Here is a 16,026-nt window from a genome sequence, read left to right on the forward strand (position 1 = left end):
AAATATGATGCGAGATTGCTTCACATACAAGGGTGTCGCCAGCGAAAAACGCAAGCCGCAGGCGCGATTTAGCAACCTATGGGACGTTCATGCGGGATTTTGTCCCGAGAGTTGGCGGAAAACGCCACCTACGGGCGAGTCACAGTTCGCGGAGCACCGGCGCGGCCTTCTGGCCGAGGATCCGCCAGGTGCCGGCAAGACCGATCCCGACGGTCAGCACCAGCGAAACGGCGAGGGTGAGGAGTGCAACGTCCGGCAGGAAGGCGGACGGCATCCGCATGATCCGGCTGACCACGAACCAGGCGGAGACGCCGCCCGCGAGAAGGGCGAAGACGGCGGTCGCCGCACCGAGGATCATGTATTCGTAGGAGAAGGCGCGCATCAGCATCCGTCTCGTGCCGCCGAGGGTCTTGAGGATGACGGCGTCGTGGGTGCGGGCGCGGTTGCCGGCGGCGAGCGCGCCGGCGAGGACGAGGACGGAGGCGATGAGCGCTACGGCCGCCGCGGCACGGATCGCCGTCGCGAGCTGGCCGACGAGCTGGTCGACGATGTCGATCGCATCCTTCACCCGCACGCTGGTGATGGTCGGATAGGCGTTGGTGACCGCGCGCAGGATGGAGGCCTCCTCCTGGGCGGTGGCGGAAGGATCGGTCAGCGTGGCGAGCCAGGCATGCGGCGCGCCGCGGAAGGTATTGGGCGAAAAGACCATCACGAAATTGATGGAGAGCGATTCCCACTCGACATTGCGGAAATTGGCGATGCGGGCGGTGATGTTGCGGCCGAGCACGTTGACGGTGACCGTATCGCCGAGCTTCAGGCCGAGCTCGCCGGCCTCTTCCGCCGAGAAGGAGACGAGCGGCTCGCCGGAATAGTCGGCCGGCCACCATTCGCCCGCCGTCAGCGTCGAATTTTCCGGCAGCGTCTCCTCGTAGGTGATGCCGCGATCGCCGCGCAGGACCCAGCGGCCGGCAGGCGGCACGTTCATCTGCGTCACGTCCTCGCCGTTGAAGGCGAGAATCCGGCCGCGCAACATGGGTACCTGAGTGACGGTTCCCTCGGGCGCCTGCTGCTTCAGGACGTCCAGGAAGCCTTCGCGCTCCGATCCCTGGATGTCCACGAAGAAGAAGTTCGGCGCCTGCTCGGCGATCCGGCCGGTGAGCTGCCGGCGCATGTTGCCGTCGATCAGCGCCAGGGTCACCAGCAGGGCGAGGCCAAGGCCGAGCGAAAGCACGACGGAGGGGGTGAGGGCGCCCGGCCGATGGATATTGCCGATCGCCAGCCGCAGTGCGGGCGAGTTGACCCGCGGGCTTCTTCTCGCCAGCGCGGCGATGAGAGCGGCGACGAGCCGCAGCAGGACGAAAGCACCCGCAACCGCCGCCAGGAAGACCGACGCGACGAAGCGATCCTCGGCGGCGGCGATCGAAAGGGCGGCGAGAGCGGCAAGCGCCACGCCTGCGGCGAGAAGATAGGGCCAGGACGGCAGGCGGGCATCGTCGAACGACTGCTCGCGGAAGAGCGCCGTCGCCGGCACTTCGCGCGCGTGGCCGAGCGGCAGGATCGCGAAGGCGAAGGTGATCAGGAGGCCGAAGAGTGCGGCGAGCATCAGCGCCGACGGATAGAAGGTCACTTCCTTCGGAACCGGCAGGACGCCTTCCAGGAACTGCAGCGCCACGAAGGGCGCGACCGCGCCGACGACGAGGCCGATGACGATCCCCACGGCGGCGAGCACCATGATCTGGATGAGATAGATCAGGGTGACGACCGAAGCCGGAGCGCCGAGACATTTGAAGGTGGCGATCGTGGTGCGCTTGGCATCGAGAAACGCCCGCACGGCATTCGCCACGCCGACGCCGCCGACGATGAGCGCCGTCAGGCCGACCAGGGTCAGGAACTGCGAGAACCGATCGACGTTTTCGGTGAGCGAGGGAGCAGCGCGGTCGCTGGTGCGGATCGACCAGCCCGCGCTCGGAAACTCGCGGTTGGCGCGGGCGGCGAGCGTCGAACGGATCGCCGGATCGTCGAGCCGCACCTTGTAGGCCGTCTCGACGAGACTGCCGGTGGTGATCAGGCCCGAAGCAGTCAGGGCATCGCGGCTGACGAGGAGGCGCGGCGCGAAACCGAAGCCGTCGGAAAGGGCGTCGGGTTCGGCGGTGATCGTGCCTCTCAGGGTCAGCCGGGCATTGCCGAGCAGGAGCTGGTCGCCCTCCTTGAGGCCGAGGCGTTCGAGAAGCAGGGGAGCAGCGAGTGCGCCGAAGGTCTCGCCGTTTCCGGCGAGCAGATCGGAAAGCGGCGCGGAGGGTTCGGAGCCGAACGTGCCATAGAGGGGATAGGCGCCGTCGACCGCCTTCACTTCCACCAGCGCCTGTTCGGAACCGTCCGGCTTGCGCGCCATGGAACGCAGGCCGGTCGAGACGGAAACCTGGCCGAGGCCTTCGAGGAAGGCGCGTTCCTCACCCGTGGCTTCCCGGTTGTTGAGCTCGAAGCGGATGTCGCCCGCGAGAATCTCCTGGCCCTGGCTGGCGATGGCGCCGGTGATGGCGCGCGAAACGGAATTGACGGCGGCGATCGCGCCGGTGCCGAGCGCGATGCAGGCGAGAAAGATGTAGAAGCCGGCAAGGCCGCCGCGCATTTCCCGCAGCGCCAGGCGGAACGCGATCGAAAGACGGGGGAGCGCTCGCCTCATGCGGAGACCGCCTGGGCCGGGACATCGCCGGTGCCGGGGACGATGCTGTCGCCGACGATTTCGCCGGAGCGGACGCGGATCTGCCGCGAGCAGCGGGCGGCAAGCGCATTGTCGTGGGTGACGAGCAGCATGGTCATGCCGCGCTCGGCCTGCTTGGCGAACAGGAGATCGGCGATCTGCCGTCCCGTCTCGGTGTCGAGATTACCGGTCGGTTCGTCGGCGATCAGCACGGAAGGCGAGGGCGCGAGCGCCCGGGCGATCGCCACCCGCTGCTGTTCGCCGCCGGAAAGCTGGCCGGGATAGTGGTTAAGCCGTTCGCCAAGCCCCACCGCGACGAGCTCCCGCCTGGCAATGTCGAACGGGTTCTTGACGTTGGCGAGCTCGAGCGGGACGGCGACGTTTTCCAGCGCCGTCATATTGGCGATCAGGTGGAAGGACTGGAACACGATGCCGATGTTGCGGCCGCGGAAATCGGCCAGCGCGTCCTCGGAAAGCGTGTGAAGCGGGGCGCCGTCGATGACGATCTCGCCGCTGTCGAGGCGTTCGAGGCCGGCCAGAACCATCAGAAGCGTCGATTTGCCGGAGCCCGAGGGGCCGACGATGCCGACGGCTTCACCGGCGCGGATTTCGAGATCGATCTGCTTCAGCACATGCACGGAGGCTGCCGCACTGCCCAAGGTCAGGTCGGCCTTCGTCAGCGTGATAATGGTTTTAGTCAAATCGAACCGTCCTATATAGCGTGAAGCCTCAACCCGAATGCCGCGCCGCGGTAGCGCCCAATCTAGGAGACGGATCGTGAGTTTTAAAGCAAGCCTCCTTCACTTCATCGTCATGTCCGCGCTTGCATTCCCAGCGTTTGCGGCGGCCGCGCAGGACACCGGAAGCCGGGGCGGGGCGATTGAGCTTGTCGGATTCGGAGACAGCCTGATGGCGGGCTATCAGCTTGCACCGTCCGAATCCTATACGGCGCAGCTCGAAACGGCCTTGAAGGAGAAGGGGCACAACGTCACGGTCACCAATGCCGGCGTTTCCGGCGATACGACGGCCGGCGGGCTTTCCCGGATCGACTGGTCCGTGCCGGACGGCACGGATGGCGTGATCCTGGAGCTCGGCGCCAACGACGCCCTTCGCGGCATCTCGCCCGAGCAGTCGGAGAAGAATCTCGACGCCATGCTTTCGCGTCTCAAGGAACGGAACATTCCGGTCCTGCTCGTCGGCATGCTGGCGCCGCCGAACATGGGGGGCGACTATGCCGAGCGGTTCAATCCGATCTATCAGCGCCTGGCGGAAAAATACGGCGTGCCGCTCTATCCGTTCTTCCTCGACGGCGTGGCGACCGTCGAGGGCATGCAGCTCGAGGACGGCATGCATCCGAACGCCAAAGGCGTGGCGGTGATGGTCGAAAAGACGCTTCCCTCCCTCGAACGCTTCCTGGGGGCCATCGGGGCCAAAGAAAAATAAAGGCTTGCGCGGAACTTGGTTGCGTGATTCGCTGTTAGCGTCTGCAAAAGATTCGAGGAGGTCCCCATGCCGAGACTTTTCACCGCCCTCGAAGTTCCGCGCAATGTGGCCATGAGCCTTTCACTTCTGCGCGGCGGGCTCCCCGGAGCCCGATGGATCGACGTCGAGAACTACCACATCACCTTGCGTTTCATCGGCGATGTCGACGGCCGCACCGCCGACGAAATCGTCGACCGGCTGGACCGGATCGACCGGCCGGAGTTCCAGGCAACGCTGACGGGGATCGGTTCTTTCGGGTCGAAAAAGCCGCATTCGGTGTGGGCAGGGGTGGCTCCCTCTCCGGAGATGTACGCGCTGCAAGCGGAAATCGAGCGGATCTGCCAAAGGATCGGCCTGCCGCCCGATCCGCGCAAGTTCACGCCGCATGTGACGCTTGCCCGGCTGAAGAGCTGCCGCCTGGACGACGTCGTGCACTACCTTGCCGGCCGCGGCAATTTCTACACGGCGCCCTTCACGGTTTCCCGCTTCGTATTGCTGTCCTCCAAGGAATCGGTCGGCGGCGGACCGTATCTCACGGAAGAGGTCTTCCCGCTGCAGGACGTGAGCTACGGCCATTCCCATGCGGCCGACCGGGAACCCGTAAAGGGCCTTCTCTAACAGGAAGGCCTTGCCTGAGCGGCCGGACTCCAGGCTTGCCCGGACCATGGCCCGGGCATTCTCCCGCCGCAATTGAACTCCATTCTCGGCAAACCCATATTGGGGCACATTGGGATGTGCGACGTGAAAGGACGTCGGGCAAAGCGGAGCGACCATGGACGACGTGAAGATCGGCGAGATTCTTCTGCCGGGCGACGAGGAGACGCAGGACCGCCGGGAGCGGCAGGTGCGCGCCAGGTTTTGGCCGACGCTGAAGCGCGCGGTGCGGCAGGTCCCCTTCAGCCGCGACCTGATCGCTGCCTATTACTGTGCGGTCGATCCCGCGACGCCGATACGGGTACGCGGCACCCTTCTTGCGGCGCTCGCCTATTTCGTCCTCCCTATCGATCTCGTGCCGGATGTCTTCGCGTTCGTCGGCTTCACCGACGACATCGCGGTGCTGGCCGCCGCCTTCCGGATGATCCAGGGCCATATCGCCGACCGCCATTACGAGGCCGCCGATCTCTCGCTGGCGGACAATCCGGACATCGCTTCCGGCATGCGCGGCAAATAGTCGCAGGCTGCCTGAGATCGCTCTCGACCTGTTTTTCCTAAGCCGGCTCCTCGAGCGCCCTCCTCAGGCGTTCGAAGGCGAGCCTGATGCGCGACTTCACCGTGCCGAGCGGCAGGCCCCTGGACGAGGCAATCTCCGAATGGGTCTGGCCGAGGAAGAAGGCTGCCCTGACCAGTTCCATCTGCTCGTCGGGGATCTGCGCCAGAGCGTCGCGCACGCGCGCATCCCGTTCCTCGCTTTCAACCAGGGCATCGGCGCCCGGCGCCTCGGTCGCGAAGAAGGAGGGCTCGTGCGCCTCCCGCCGATGCCTGGCGCGGCGCTCCGCATCGATCCGGCGGTTGCGGGCGATGCGGAAAAGCCAGGTGGAGAGGGAGGAGCGGGCAGGATCGTAAAGGTGCGCGCGATGCCAGAGAACGGTCATCACTTCCTGCACCAGTTCCTCCGCTTCGTCCGGGGTCATGGACCGCCTGACGAGCCAGGATTTCAGACGCGGCGCGAAATGATCGAAGAGCATGGCGAAAGCCATCTGGTCGCGCTCATCGGCCACTCTCTTCACCAGGCCGGCGAAGCGGTCTTTGTCCTCTGAATTCATTTATTTCCGCGCAAACCTTACGATGAGATTCGTTTCATATTCGGCCATTCTAATGTCCATTGGAAGGCCCGGGTGGGAGGACAAACTCTTGCCCCAATCCTTGTGTCACTGATTGCCGAACCGCATGAGATTTCCCTGCCGAATGGGTCCTGCCGACCTGCGAGGAGAACGGCTCCGCGCATGACGGCGGCAGGTGGGATTTCATCGGATTCAAACGGCATAGTTGACGGTTTGGTAACCAGGATTAAGTCAAAATGAACCGAATCAGCATCATGCTTGGCAAGGCCCTGTCCGCGGGGGCCGCTGGAATAGACAAAACCGGCAGGAGATCATGTCTGTAAGAATAATCGCAACCGCATTGGCGCTCACACTCGCGAGCGCCGGCGTCGTTTCCGCCCAGACGCCGACCCGTATCCAGCAATTCAAGGCATGGGGTGCTTACTCGTACAAGTCGGGCAACAGCACGGTCTGCTACGTGCTTTCCGTCCCGACCACGAAGGAACCGGCGGCTGTCGACCACGGCGATATCTTCTTCATCGTTTCCCAGCGTCCGGGCCAGAACATCTCCTATGAGCCGCAGGCGATGATGGGTTATCCGCTGCAGGCCAATTCCAAGGTCACGGTCACCATCGACGGCAAGAGCTTCGTGATGTTCACCAAGGACAAGGCCGCCTGGGTCGAGAACGCGGCGGAGGAGCCTGCCATGGTGGCCGCCATGAAGGGCGGCACCAATATGAGCGTCAGCGCGGTGTCGGGCCGTGGCACCAAGACCTCGTATTCCTACTCGTTGTCGGGCATTTCCGCTGCGCTGAAGCAGATCGAGACCTGCAAATAAACGGGGTTCTGCACCGCGTTCGATGAAGGCCGGTCCCCGACCGGCCTTTTGCGTTTCGGGAAGAATAGTGACGCGGCGGCGATTTGATGATAAAGCCCCGCCTCAACGACGGTCCGGCGCTTGAAGCGTCCTGAGGACCGAGACAGGTTTCACACACAGACATGCCCTTGTCCACGCGCCGGAACGTGCGGGAACGGGCCATGTGTTCGATGGGATAGACAATGTCGGTTTCCGAGGCGATCGCCGCCCCTCTCAAGACGCCGCTCGTGCCGCGGCCGGACCTGATGTCCGGCAAGCCGTCGCTGATCGGGCTCACGCGCGAGGCGATGGCGGAGGCACTGAAAGAAAAGGGCGTGCCCGAGCGGCAGGTGAAGATGCGCGTCAGCCAGCTCTGGCACTGGCTCTATGTGCGCGGCATTTCCGATTTCGACGCCATGACCAATGTGGCGAAGGACATGCGCGAGATGCTCAGGACGCATTTCACCATTTCCCGCCCGGAGGTCGTGGAAGAGCAGATCTCCAACGACGGCACGCGCAAATGGTTGCTGCGGTTCCCGCCGCGCGGCGCCGGCCGGCCGGTGGAGGTCGAGACGGTCTATATTCCGGAGGAGGGCCGCGGCACGCTGTGCATATCGAGCCAGGTCGGCTGTTCGCTCACCTGTTCCTTCTGTCACACCGGCACGCAGCGGCTGGTGCGCAACCTGACGGCGGAGGAAATCCTCGGCCAGCTTCTGCTCGCGCGCGACCGGCTGGGCGATTTCCCCGGCCTCGATGCGCCGGCAAACGCCTTCGTGCCGGGCGGCGACCGCAAGATCACCAATATCGTCATGATGGGCATGGGCGAGCCGCTCTACAATTTCGAGAACGTCAAGACGGCGCTGCTGATCGCCTCCGACGGCGACGGGCTCTCTCTTTCTAAGCGTCGCATCACGCTGTCGACCTCGGGTGTCGTGCCGGAAATCTACCGCACCGGCGAGGAGATCGGCGTCATGCTGGCGATCTCGCTGCATGCGGTGCGCGACGAGCTGCGCGACATGCTGGTGCCGATCAACAAGAAATATCCCCTGAAGGAGCTGCTGGAAGCCTGCCGCAAGTATCCGAGCCTGTCGAATGCCCGCCGCATCACCTTCGAATACGTGATGCTGAAGGACGTCAACGACAGCCTGGAGGACGCCAAGCTGCTGGTGCAGCTCCTGAAGGGCATTCCGGCCAAGATCAACCTCATCCCGTTCAATCCCTGGCCGGGCACCAACTACCAGTGCTCGGACTGGGCGCAGATCGAGAAATTCGCCGATTTCATCAACCAGGCGGGTTACGCCTCACCGATCCGCACGCCGCGCGGCCGCGACATTCTCGCCGCGTGCGGCCAGTTGAAGTCGGAGTCGGAACGCATGCGCAAGACCGAACGGCTCGCCTTCGAGGCGATGATGATCGCCGGCCACGGCGAGGACGATTGAGACTTCCGATAAAAATTTTCCCGGGCATGTCGATCCGCTTGCATCCCGTTCGTTATCGGTCACCATCGCAATAGGGCGATTGGTTACCGAGGAGACGGACAATGAAATACATGGCGCTGATCTATGTGAATCCCGACACGCTTACGCCGCCGGATTCGCCGGAATTCGGCAGGATGATGGGCGGCTATCAGATTGCCAACGAAACCTACAAGAGGGACGGTGTCTGGGTTGCCGGCGACGCGTTGCAGCCGGCGACCACGGCAACGACGGTGCGCGTGCGCAACGGCAGGACCGAGACCATGGACGGCCCCTTCGCGGAGACAAAGGAGCAGCTCGGCGGTTTCTACATCTTTGATTGCGCCGATCTTGATGAGGCGATCAAATATGCCGCGATGATACCGCATGCCGCCACGGGCTGCGTCGAAGTGCGGCCCATCATGGTCTTCGATCGCTGATGAGCGCGAGCCCGGCAGGGGCTCCGGTTGCCGAGGCGATCGACAGGATCGCCCGGCAAGACGGCGGACGCCTCCTTTCCAATCTTGTCGGGTCGCTGCGAGATCTCCAGCTTGCTGAAGACAGCTTGCAGGATGCGCTCGAATCCGCACTCGTCCATTGGAACAGGAATGGCCTGCCGGCGTCGCCAGCTGCCTGGCTGATGCAGGTCGCCCGCCGGAAGGCGATCGACCGGCTGCGGCGCTCCGCCAATTTCCGGGCGAAATCAGCGGAGATCGCCCACCTCATCGAAATGGAAAAGCAATCCGCCGCAGCGGATGAACCGGACCAGATCGGCGATGAGCGACTCAAACTGATTTTCGCATGCTGTCATCCGGCGCTCGACCGGAAAACCTGCGTGGCTCTCACGCTGCGCTCCGTCTGCGGGCTCAAGACCGAGGAGATAGCGGATGCCTTCCTCGACGCTCATGAGGCTATGGCCCAGCGGCTGGTGCGCGCCCGTCACAAGATCGCCAAGGCGGGCATTGCCTACGAGGTCCCGGGGCAGGACGGCTGGGCAACGCGCCTGGAAAGCGTGCTCGCCGTCATCTACCTGATCTTCAACGAAGGATACGCGTCCGCGGGCGACCGGCATATCCGCGCCGATCTCTGCGACGAAGCGATCAGGCTGGGCCGGCTGTTGACCGAGCTTCAACCGGGCGAACCGGAGATCGAGGGGCTGTTGTCGCTGATGCTGCTGCATCATGCGCGGCGGGCTGCGCGGATCGGCGCCGCCGGCGAGATACTGACGCTTGAGACGCAGGACCGGAGCCTCTGGGACAGGGCCGGGATCCGGGAGGGAGTTGCGTTGGTCGAACGGGCACTGCAGCGCGGCCGCCCCGGAGCCTACCAATTGCAGGCAGCGATCATCGCCGTGCATGCGGAGACGCCGAGTTTCGCAGAAACGGACTGGCAACAGATCGCCCTGCTGTATGGAGAACTCGCCCGCACCGCAGACAATCCCGTCTACGAACTCAACCGCATCGTCGCGCTTTCCTATGTGGAAGGGCCGGTCGCAGCGCTGGCTCGCCTCAGGCCCATCGCCATGGCCCTGGTGCAGTATCAGCCTTTCTACGCCGTGCAGGCGGATCTGTTTGCCCGCGCCGGGCAGCCGGATCAGGCAAGGCTTGCCTACCGCCGGGCCATAGACCTCTCGCAATCCGATTCAGAAAGACGGTTTCTCTCAGGTTGCCTGGAGGCGCTTCCGGGCGGGCCGGCCGGAACGTGATCCCTATCGCGCCTGCGTGAAGAAGATCTTCGCGGCGAAGATCGAGAAGACGCCGGCGAAGGTGTAGTCGATGCCGCGCAGGACCTTCGGGTTGGCCTGCAGCCAGCCGGCGAGCCAATCGGCGGCGAGCACGACGATGAGGTTCACCGGCATGCCGATGACGATGAAATAGATGCCGAAGAAGATGAGCTTCCCGGTGACGGCCGGATCGCCGGCGGTGACGAACTGCGGCAGGAAGGTCATGAAGAAGATGATGACCTTGGGGTTCAGGATGTTCACCCAGAAACCCGTGGAGATGTTGGCGAGCGGGCTGCTCGTCGTCCGCTCCATCTTCTCGACGGAAAAACTGGAACCGAAGCGGATCGCCTGGATGGCGAGCCAGAGCAGATAGGCTGCCCCGCCCGTCTTCAGGATGAAGAAGGCCGTCGGCGACGCGGTGATCAGCGCCGAGATGCCGAACGCCACCAGCAGCGTATGGCAGACGATGCCGAGACTGGTGCCGACCACGACGAAGAGCGCCGGACGCCGCCCCTGCGCCAGCGCGCGGCTGATCGACAGCGTCATGTCCGGTCCCGGCGTCAGCGCCAGAAGCAGGCCCGCGGCGGTGAAGGCGAGGAGGGTCGGAAGGCTCGGCAGGAAATCCATGGGCGTGCTCGAAAAGCCGGATGAGGAATGTCCCATTTACCCGGCTTTCGAAGCGATGCCAATTCATTCGATCAGCGTTTGGCGATGAATTCCTTCGACGCCTCGGCAAAATCGGGATGCCAGCGCGACAGCGGCGGCCGGTTCTCGACGATGTCTCCCGCCGCCCAGAGGATGCGGCGTTCGTCGGTCGAGCGGTCCACTTCGTTGTCCGGGCACAGGATATAGAAGTCGCCGCGCTCGAGGCTCGTCAGCATGAATTCGACGGTCTGTTCCGCCGTCCAGGCGCCAGCCGGCTTTTCGGTGCGGTCGCGCCTGGTGATCCCGGTGTAGACGAAGCCGGGGATCAGAAGATGCGCCGTGACGCTGCAATTCGGCGTATTGCGCAGCTCGTGCTGCAGCGCCTCGGTAAAGGCCTTCACGCCGGCTTTCGCGACATTATAGGCCGGATCGCTGGGCGGCGTGGTGATGCCTTGCTTGGAGCCGGTGTTGATGATGAGCGAAGGTTCGCCATGGGCGATCATGCCCGGTCCGAAGATACGGCTGCCGTGGATCACGCCGAGAAGATTGACGGCGAAGACATTGTCCCAATTGGACTGAGGGCCGAACAGGGCGCTGCCCGGCTGGATGCCGGCATTGTTCATCAGCACGTGCACGCGGCCGAAACGCTGCAGGACGGCGCGTTCCAGGGCGGCGATCTCATCCGGCCTCGATACGTCCGTGCCGATCGCGGCGACGTCCGTCTCGCCGTTTTCGGCAAGGGCTGCGACTTCGCGGCAGGCATCCGAAAGGCGGTCGCCTTCGAGATCGGCAAGGACGACCGTAAGCCCCATGCGGGCGAATTCCTTCGCGGCGGCCAGGCCGATGCCGGAAGCGGCACCGGTGACGACGGCGACATTTTCCTTCTTCAGAGCGGGATGAGTAACGGCCATAAAAGTCTCCTCTATGACGCTGCTGTTCAAAGGTGCGGCGGGATATGGTACCCTGATCAAAACCTGTCAACATGACAAGGGCGTCACATGGAGCCGGTTTATGGGCAAGATGACATCGATCACGGTGGATGAGGAACTGACGGCCTTCATCGCCAAGCAGGTGAGCGACGGCAACTATAGCTCCGCAGATGAAGTCGTGGAAGCAGCACTGCGGCTTTTGCGCGACAGCGAGGATGGGCTTGAAGCCATCCGGGCCGCCATCGACGAGGGCGAAGCATCAGGCGAGCCGGAACCTTTCGATGCGGAAGCGTTTCTGCAGGAGATGCATCGCAAATATGGCGCCTAAGCGATATCGGCTATCGCCCCAGGCCAGAAAAGATCTTGAGGGCATCTGGCTCTACACTTTCAAGACATGGTCCCGAGTGCAGGCCGACGGGTATTATGACGAATTGATCGCGGCTGTTGCAGATTTGGCGAACGGCTCCAAACGCGGAAGAATGATCGACAATATCCGGTCCGGCTATCTCAGCCTGTCTTACGGTTCGCATTTCATCATCTACAAACAAGGCGCAACCGGAATCAACGTCGTCCGCATCCTGCACCAGCGGATGAACATCAGCCGCCATCTCTGACCGGCTTTACCCGGTTTTTCTTGCGTGCCCGGAGAAACTCGCTAAAAGTTCCGCAATTCCCGATCCGGCAGGTTCTTCAGGCCCGCCGCCACCCGCAGACGGACGTAATCGACATGGCACTCCCGAAAGACGTAAAGAAAGTCGTTCTCGCCTATTCCGGCGGCCTCGACACCTCGATCATCCTGAAATGGCTGCAGACCGAACTCGGCGCCGAAGTGGTGACCTTCACCGCCGATCTCGGCCAGGGCGAAGAGCTGGAGCCGGCCCGCAAGAAGGCGGAAATGCTCGGCATCAAGGAGATCTATATCGAGGACGTGCGCGAAGAATTCGTGCGCGATTTCGTCTTCCCGATGTTCCGCGCGAATGCCGTCTACGAAGGCGTCTATCTGCTCGGCACGTCGATCGCCCGCCCGCTGATCTCCAAGCATCTCATCGATATCGCCCGCAAGACCGGCGCCGATGCGATCGCCCACGGGGCGACCGGCAAGGGCAACGACCAGGTGCGTTTCGAGCTTTCGGCCTATGCGCTGAACCCGGACATCAAGATTATCGCGCCGTGGCGCGACTGGTCGTTCAAGAGCCGCACCGACCTGCTTGAGTTCGCCGAAAAGAACCAAATTCCGGTGGCCAAGGACAAGAAGGGCGAAGCGCCTTTCTCCGTCGACGCGAACCTGCTGCACTCCTCGTCCGAAGGCAAGGTTCTCGAAGACCCGGCGCAGGAAGCACCGGAATACGTGCACATGCGCACGATCTCCCCGGAAGCCGCGCCGGACAAGGCGACCGTCATCAAGGTCGGCTTCAAGCGAGGTGATGCGGTTTCCATCAACGGCGTCGCCATGTCGCCGGCAACGCTGCTCGCCACGCTCAACAATTACGGCCGGGACAACGGCATCGGCCGTCTCGACCTCGTCGAGAACCGTTTCGTCGGCATGAAGTCGCGCGGGGTCTACGAGACCCCCGGCGGCACGATCCTGCTCGCTGCCCACCGCGCGATCGAGAGTATCACGCTCGACCGCGGTGCTGCTCATCTCAAGGACGAGCTGATGCCGCGCTATGCGGAGCTCATCTATTACGGCTTCTGGTTCTCGCCGGAGCGGGAGATGCTGCAGGCGCTCATCGACAAGAGCCAGGAGCATGTGGAAGGCGAAGTGACGCTGAAGCTCTACAAGGGCAATGTCATGGTCATCGGCCGCGAGAGCGGGAAGTCGCTCTATTCCGACAAGCTCGTCACGTTCGAGGACGACCAGGGCGCCTACGATCAGAAGGATGCGGCGGGCTTCATCAAGCTCAATGCGCTGCGGCTGCGCACGCTCGCCAAGCGCAACCTCGCCAAGTAAGCCGCGAACCTACCGGATCACGGAAGCCCGCTCCCGGAAACGGAGGCGGGCTTTTTCATGTCCCCGACGCCGGGCGGCTGGTGATCCGGAAGCCGATGTAGCCGAGAACGGCGATGATATGCATGGCCGGGATGATGATGCCGAAGGCCGGCAGCGGCGAGCCGATCGAGGCGGCTGCGACACCGCCCAGGAAACCGGCGCCCATCTGGATGAAGCCCATCATCGCCGAAGCCGAGCCGGCGATATGCGGAAAAGGAATGAGGCCGGCCGCGGTCATGTAGGGCGAGACGAAGGCAATGCCGAAGGCGCAGAGCGCCACAGGCCCCATGACGGACAGGAAGGTCGGGCTTAAGAAAAAGACCGAGAACGCCATGATGATGCCGCCGGCGCCGCTGAACATCAGCCCGACGACGGGCGCGCGTTCGGCCGGCAGCCATTTGGAGATGACCCGGAGACAGACGGATCCCATCAGGAAGAAGCCGGATTGCATCAGCATGCTCATGCCGAACTGGGTCGGCGTGAGCCCGACCTTCTCGATCAGGATGAAAGGCAGGACGGCCGCCTGCGCATACATCGAGCCGACGGCGCCGGCGAGAACGAGCGCCGTGAAGAGGAAGCGGGGCAGTGCGACGATTTCCGCATAGGCCTCGAGAAGGCGAAGCGGCTTCAGGCGGCTTCTGTCCGGTACCGTCGTCTCCTTGAGGCAGACGGTCGACAGAAAAATCAGGAGCGCGCCGAAGCCGACCATCAGCAGGAAGACCGATCGCCAGCCGAAGGCGGCCAGAGCGAGGCCGCCGACCGTCGGTCCAAGCGACGGGCCGATCGCCAGGATGATGCCCATCGTGTTGATGATGCGGGCCGCGTCTCCGCCGTTGAACTGGTCGCGAACGATGGCGCGCGACACGGTGATGCCGACCGAGGCGCCAATCCCCTGGATGAGGCGGCCGGCGAGAACCCATTCCACCGTCGGGGCGAAGGCGGCGAGCAGCGAACCCGCAAGATAGATCAGCAGGAAGCTCAGCGATGCCGTCTTGCGGCCGAAGGCGTCCGATACGGGACCGGCGACGAGCTGCGCCAGCGCGAAGCCCGCGAAATAGAGCGACAGCGACATCTTGATCGCCGCTTCGGTGGTGGCGAAGGCATGCACCAGTTCGGGCATGGCCGGCGTATAGATCGCCATGGAGATGGGGCCGATCGCCGTCAGCAAAGCGCCGATGATCGTGGTGCGGCGCTCGCTCATCAGCGCGGGTGTGCGGGGCATGCTGTCAGCCTTCATCGGATGCTGTCTGGGCTATTTGGGAAAGGCTGAGGGCCTGAAGATTGGTGTTGAACGCGGCCAGCGTTTCCCGCAGGGCACGGTTGTTTTCCTCGCTCAGGCCCTCGGTCGCCTGGACGAGGATGACGTTGAGCTCCTTCCGGACCGATGCGATCATCTCTTCGGACGTCTCCGTGAGGGTTATCCGCTTGGCGCGGCGGTCGAGGGAGCATTGCTGCCTCTCGATCAGCCCCAGTGACTGGAGCTTGTCCAGATAGGCGCAGAGCGTCATGGGTTCGACGCCCATGCGGGCGGCGATGTCGAGCTGGCGGCTGCCGTCCACGGCGGCGATGTTCAGGAGCGCGCGCGCCTCGCCGGGCGTCAGACCGAGACCGGCTTGCGCAATGCGCCGTTCGAAGGCCGTGCGGAGGAGGCGTGCGCTGTCGACGATCAGAAAACCCAATGTGTCCATATCCGGTCCGGCACTCACTCTTCGACGGAGCGTTTCATAAGGCACCCTTACTATCTTTCCGATGGGAGGCAAACGGAAAACAGGCACAGGGTTTGCATTGACAGCGGCAAAACCCGCGGCGAGATTGTCGCAGCCTTTCCGATGGAGCAAATCATGTCGTCCTCGCTGCTTGCCGGCGCCTTTCTCGCGGCGCTCGCCTACACGCTCATTCCTGGTCCTGCCTTCCTGGCGCTTCTCGGCATCGGAGCGGGGCAGGGGCGGCAGGCCGGGGCCCTGTTCATGGGCGGGCACCTGGCCGGAGACATCCTCTGGTCCTCGCTGGCGCTGGTGGCGATCATCGGCGCGAAGACGATCGGCACCACCTTCTTCGACGTGCTCGGCGTCGTCTGCGGCCTCTATCTCGGCTGGATCGGCTGGAGCGCGCTCAGGGCAAGGCCGAAGGAGGACGGCGGTTCTTTGGTGACGGTCGAGAAGCCGCTCCGCCGCGGGCTGATCTTCGGGCTCACCAACCCGAAAGGCTATCCGGTGGCGCTCGCGACATTCACGGCGCTGCTCGCCGGCTCGTCGGATGCCCTCGATTTTTCCGGGCTGCCGATCCTGCTCGCCGTCTCGCTGCTCGGATTCCTGACTGCGGATATCGTGCTTATCGGCATTATCGGCGCAGGTATCGTGCGCCGCTTCTACCGGAAACATGAGAGAGTGATCGTCCGGCTTTCGGGCCTGCTTTTCATCGGCTTTGCCGTGCAGGCGCTCTGGCATTCGGCACCGGGCCTCATCGGCTACCGGCGCGCCTGAACG

18 protein-coding genes are annotated in these 16,026 nt (G+C 63.8%); 11 read left to right on the forward strand and 7 right to left on the reverse strand.

All coding sequences use genetic code 11. From position 1 onward, the window contains the following. Window positions 1–139: 139 nt before the first annotated feature. Window positions 140–2,683, reverse strand: coding sequence for an ABC transporter permease (locus tag QTA58_RS11045; protein ID WP_289672796.1), 2,544 nt, complete (start codon window positions 2,681–2,683; stop codon window positions 140–142). Further along, entirely contained in the window at window positions 2,680–3,402 is a 723-nt protein-coding gene (locus tag QTA58_RS11050) for an ABC transporter ATP-binding protein (protein WP_085419704.1), read from the reverse strand. Before QTA58_RS11050 ends, QTA58_RS11045 begins: the two co-directional genes overlap by 4 nt. Window positions 3,403–3,478: 76 nt before the next feature. Here QTA58_RS11050 and QTA58_RS11055 point away from each other — a divergent pair, with 76 nt between their 5' ends. The 3 genes from QTA58_RS11055 (at window position 3,479) to QTA58_RS11065 (ending at window position 5,354) form a co-directional block, all read left to right on the forward strand. Continuing rightward, a complete protein-coding gene (locus QTA58_RS11055; RefSeq protein WP_289672797.1) occupies window positions 3,479–4,144 on the forward strand; it encodes an arylesterase in 666 nt (221 codons plus the stop codon). Between the two features lie 66 nt (window positions 4,145–4,210). After that, on the forward strand, window positions 4,211–4,801 hold the full coding sequence (gene thpR, locus QTA58_RS11060) for an RNA 2',3'-cyclic phosphodiesterase (protein ID WP_289672798.1): 591 nt from the start codon (window positions 4,211–4,213) through the stop codon (window positions 4,799–4,801). A 154-nt stretch (window positions 4,802–4,955) separates the two neighbouring features. Beyond that, entirely contained in the window at window positions 4,956–5,354 is a 399-nt protein-coding gene (locus QTA58_RS11065; protein WP_085419701.1) for a YkvA family protein, read from the forward strand. A 37-nt stretch (window positions 5,355–5,391) separates the two neighbouring features. Here the strand turns inward: QTA58_RS11065 and QTA58_RS11070 are convergent, their stop codons facing one another. Continuing rightward, complete coding sequence (locus QTA58_RS11070) at window positions 5,392–5,946, reverse strand: sigma-70 family RNA polymerase sigma factor (protein WP_085419700.1); 555 nt, start codon at window positions 5,944–5,946, stop codon at window positions 5,392–5,394. Window positions 5,947–6,277: 331 nt separating this feature from the next. Between QTA58_RS11070 and QTA58_RS11075 the strand changes: the two genes are divergently transcribed. From QTA58_RS11075 to QTA58_RS11090, 4 genes are all read left to right on the forward strand, one after another. Next, complete coding sequence (locus tag QTA58_RS11075) at window positions 6,278–6,781, forward strand: invasion associated locus B family protein (RefSeq protein WP_085419699.1); 504 nt, start codon at window positions 6,278–6,280, stop codon at window positions 6,779–6,781. A gap of 221 nt (window positions 6,782–7,002) precedes the next feature. Further along, complete coding sequence (gene rlmN / locus QTA58_RS11080) at window positions 7,003–8,238, forward strand: 23S rRNA (adenine(2503)-C(2))-methyltransferase RlmN (RefSeq protein WP_085419698.1); 1,236 nt, start codon at window positions 7,003–7,005, stop codon at window positions 8,236–8,238. 101 nt (window positions 8,239–8,339) lie between these two features. Beyond that, window positions 8,340–8,693 (forward strand): YciI family protein, encoded by a 354-nt coding sequence (locus tag QTA58_RS11085; protein WP_085419697.1) that lies wholly within the window; start codon window positions 8,340–8,342, stop codon window positions 8,691–8,693. Further along, window positions 8,693–9,958, forward strand: coding sequence for a DUF6596 domain-containing protein (locus QTA58_RS11090; RefSeq protein ID WP_289672799.1), 1,266 nt, complete (start codon window positions 8,693–8,695; stop codon window positions 9,956–9,958). The genes QTA58_RS11085 and QTA58_RS11090 overlap by 1 nt, the downstream gene beginning before the upstream one ends. 3 nt (window positions 9,959–9,961) lie before the next feature. On the opposite strand, the gene QTA58_RS11095 is transcribed toward QTA58_RS11090, so the two are convergent. Both QTA58_RS11095 and QTA58_RS11100 read right to left on the reverse strand, forming a co-directional pair. Continuing rightward, window positions 9,962–10,603: a LysE family translocator gene (locus tag QTA58_RS11095; RefSeq protein WP_085419695.1), complete on the reverse strand. Its 642-nt coding sequence runs from the start codon at window positions 10,601–10,603 to the stop codon at window positions 9,962–9,964. Window positions 10,604–10,674: 71 nt separating this feature from the next. Further along, window positions 10,675–11,532 (reverse strand): SDR family NAD(P)-dependent oxidoreductase, encoded by an 858-nt coding sequence (locus QTA58_RS11100; RefSeq protein ID WP_289672800.1) that lies wholly within the window; start codon window positions 11,530–11,532, stop codon window positions 10,675–10,677. 100 nt (window positions 11,533–11,632) lie between these two features. Here QTA58_RS11100 and QTA58_RS11105 point away from each other — a divergent pair, with 100 nt between their 5' ends. From QTA58_RS11105 to QTA58_RS11115, 3 genes are all read left to right on the forward strand, one after another. Further along, entirely contained in the window at window positions 11,633–11,878 is a 246-nt protein-coding gene (locus QTA58_RS11105; protein ID WP_289673126.1) for a type II toxin-antitoxin system ParD family antitoxin, read from the forward strand. Continuing rightward, complete coding sequence (locus QTA58_RS11110; protein ID WP_289672801.1) at window positions 11,868–12,164, forward strand: type II toxin-antitoxin system RelE/ParE family toxin; 297 nt, start codon at window positions 11,868–11,870, stop codon at window positions 12,162–12,164. The genes QTA58_RS11105 and QTA58_RS11110 overlap by 11 nt, the downstream gene beginning before the upstream one ends. Before the next feature lie 113 nt (window positions 12,165–12,277). Further along, a complete protein-coding gene (locus QTA58_RS11115; RefSeq protein WP_085419931.1) occupies window positions 12,278–13,501 on the forward strand; it encodes an argininosuccinate synthase in 1,224 nt (407 codons plus the stop codon). A gap of 55 nt (window positions 13,502–13,556) precedes the next feature. Here the strand turns inward: QTA58_RS11115 and QTA58_RS11120 are convergent, their stop codons facing one another. Next, the gene (locus QTA58_RS11120) at window positions 13,557–14,741 is read right to left on the reverse strand and encodes a multidrug effflux MFS transporter (RefSeq protein WP_289673127.1); all 1,185 of its coding nucleotides are present in this window, start codon (window positions 14,739–14,741) and stop codon (window positions 13,557–13,559) included. Window positions 14,742–14,766: 25 nt separating this feature from the next. Next, window positions 14,767–15,228, reverse strand: coding sequence for a MarR family winged helix-turn-helix transcriptional regulator (locus QTA58_RS11125; protein ID WP_085419691.1), 462 nt, complete (start codon window positions 15,226–15,228; stop codon window positions 14,767–14,769). A gap of 153 nt (window positions 15,229–15,381) precedes the next feature. Between QTA58_RS11125 and QTA58_RS11130 the strand changes: the two genes are divergently transcribed. Next, window positions 15,382–16,023: a LysE family translocator gene (locus QTA58_RS11130; protein WP_289672802.1), complete on the forward strand. Its 642-nt coding sequence runs from the start codon at window positions 15,382–15,384 to the stop codon at window positions 16,021–16,023. Window positions 16,024–16,026: the final 3 nt, after the last annotated feature.

It is taken from the genome of Neorhizobium sp. CSC1952 (assembly GCF_030378245.1).
Taxonomy (GTDB): Bacteria; Pseudomonadota; Alphaproteobacteria; order Rhizobiales; family Rhizobiaceae; genus Neorhizobium; species Neorhizobium oryzae_A.